At 64.9% G+C, this 2,332-nt stretch carries 2 protein-coding genes; both read right to left on the bottom strand.

Features of this window, described 5'->3' with window-relative positions; translation table 11 throughout:
• Positions 1–158: 158 nt before the first annotated feature.
• A complete protein-coding gene (locus tag AB0B89_RS36045) occupies positions 159–1,478 on the bottom strand; it encodes a phage major capsid protein (RefSeq protein ID WP_358562172.1) in 1,320 nt (439 codons plus the stop codon).
• Positions 1,479–1,982: 504 nt separating this feature from the next.
• Positions 1,983–2,332: hypothetical protein (locus AB0B89_RS36040; RefSeq protein ID WP_358562169.1), on the bottom strand; the 350-nt coding region annotated here is incomplete at its 5' end.

Genomic DNA, 2,332 nt, shown 5'->3' with positions numbered 1-2,332 from the left:
GCGGCGATGGGCGCCGCGTCGACCACCCGCCCGTCAGAGACCACGATGCCGAACGTGGCGTAGCCCAAAGAAACCCAAATCCAGCGCGCCATAAATACGCCTTCAACAACGAAATAGGGGAGCGGGATCAACCCGCCCCCCTATTTTATGCGAAAGCCCTAGGGGGCGGGCGTGGTGAGCGTGCCGATGACGAAACTCTCCGGCCGGTCTACGACCAGCCCTAGGCGCTCCTCGCACCTGATCGTCACGGCGTTCCTCTCGAACATGTCCCGGTTTTCCGTGGAAACCTGGATATTCACCTGCTGGCGGTCGTACAGCTTCGCCCCGGTGCCCCAGGCGCCGAGAATGTAACGACCCTCCTCGATGACGGGCGTGTCGATGACGTCCATTCTCCAGACGCGCTTCTCGCCGCCGATGGCGACATTCACCGCGAGTCTGTAGGCGCCGGTATTGTCGCGCTCCAGCTCCAAATCCTCCCAATCGAGAGGATGAAGCACTACACCGTTTGGGTTAAAATAGGCCAGGATCGCCCTGGTCATGGCCCTGCGGATTTGCGCGGTACGCGGGTCGGTGTTCAGGCCCACATAGGTCTGGACGCCGCTCGTGTTGAACAGCCCGGTGAGGTTGTCCCCTACGCCGTCGCCGTAAAGCAGTTGCGCGTCTTCGGTCATCTTGATGCCGTCGATCATGTCCCTGTCGATGATTCCGCGCATGCGCGGCTCGTCGTCCAGGGTGTTTCGGTGCGCATAAATGATATGCGCGATCGTGGCGATCGGATAAGTGACCGGAACGATGCTCAGGTCGGATCGCGGCTTGAGAGCGTAGACGTCGGTCGGGCCACCGGTAGGCGGGCTTACGCCATCTGCCGCGCGCCGCTCGGGCACCACGGCCGCGCGGTTGGTGAATCCGGTTTCCCTCATGCCGAACAGCAGATTCGCCGTCGTCGTCTCGGCCGGGAAAAGATCCCTCACCCTGCCAGGCCTCAGCATTCTCGGGGTGAAGCCGAGGTTCTGCGCCGTGCCGAGCGTGTTGATCGTGGTCGTTCCCGCCATGGCGGAAAAGACGTCTTTCCGCTCGAACGAGTAGAGCCCCTGGTCGAACTGAGTGGTGTGGCCGAAGTTCCGGAAGCCCGAGGACTTCATCTCGGCGAATTCGTCGGACTCGAACCACATGTCGGCCAGCGACTTGCTGGAGACCAGGGTGCGCCCCTGTGCGGCGGCTTCCTGCGCGGCGGCCGGAGTGCCGTTGGCGCCGGAGAGGAAATCGAAGATCCCCGCGCCCTGCTCCTCCGTCATGATCAGCCGCTTGATCTCTTCGGCCTCGTTGATGGCCTTGACGTACGCGGCGTGCTGCTCGGTCGAAACGACCACGTTGCCGTCTTCTATGGTCCAGCCGTTGGAAGCCTCGTCCAGCTCCCTGGCCTTGACCTGCAGCGCCCCATTCAGTTCTTTGAGGCGGTCCTTCACAGCCGTTTTCACGGTGCTCCTAAGGCGTACGGGCGGCGCCGCGTAAACGCGCGCCGCTGAACACGCGGGGTGGTGTTCGCCGTCCGCCCGGTCAGCACCGGGACGACACGATCGAAAAGGACTGTAGGAAGCCCGATGGCTTTACGTCGCGCCCTGCGAGGGCCATTGCGTTCGGACCAAGGTGCGACGTCGGATTCAGGTCCGAAACGACACGCAGGAAATCAAGTCACGGTTCCGTGTTTGCAGAAAGTCGCCGGGTCGCTACGGTGTGACACACGCGGAACGGCGAGGCTCACACGCCGACCCGTCTACGCCGGAAGGAGCGTCACCGCGTCGAGGTCGCGGGGGCACCGCGAACCGGGGGATCGCTCACCACGGTGGAGAGAAGAGGGTCCGCGGTGCCTCCACGCGCGGCATAGCCGCGAAGGAGGGAAGGAGGGTGCCGGTGTCCGGTCACGACACCGCGCCCTGGGGGTTGCTCATGTTGGGGCACGAGATACATGAGCAACCCCCGATCTACCGGCGAGACGCGGCCTCGGCCAGCACTCGGTACGCACGAGCCGCCAGCGCCGGGTCCAGCGCCACCTTGCCGCCGTCCATCCCGCCCTCGCGCGCCGACGGGGCCGTGGAATCGTTGGTGTGCTCGGTAGCCGGCGGCACGTCGTCCGGCTCGGGGCGCGATGCCACCTCCATGCCCGCAGCCCGAAGCACAGAAATCAACTGCTCGACGGCCGCGCGCAGCCTTGTCGCATTCAGACCCGAAAGGACTCGGCCGGCCTTGGCCTCCCCGTCGCCGCAGGCCAGGAGCGTCTTCACACTGGCGGTCACGTCCTCGATGACCGCGGGGTAGGGGAGCGGCTGTTCGC

Source organism: Sphaerisporangium sp. NPDC049002, assembly GCF_040649355.1.
Lineage (GTDB): Bacteria > Actinomycetota > Actinomycetes > Streptosporangiales > Streptosporangiaceae > Sphaerisporangium.
Note: the sequence above shows the minus strand (reverse complement) of the source record. Positions and strands in the feature narration are given on the sequence as shown.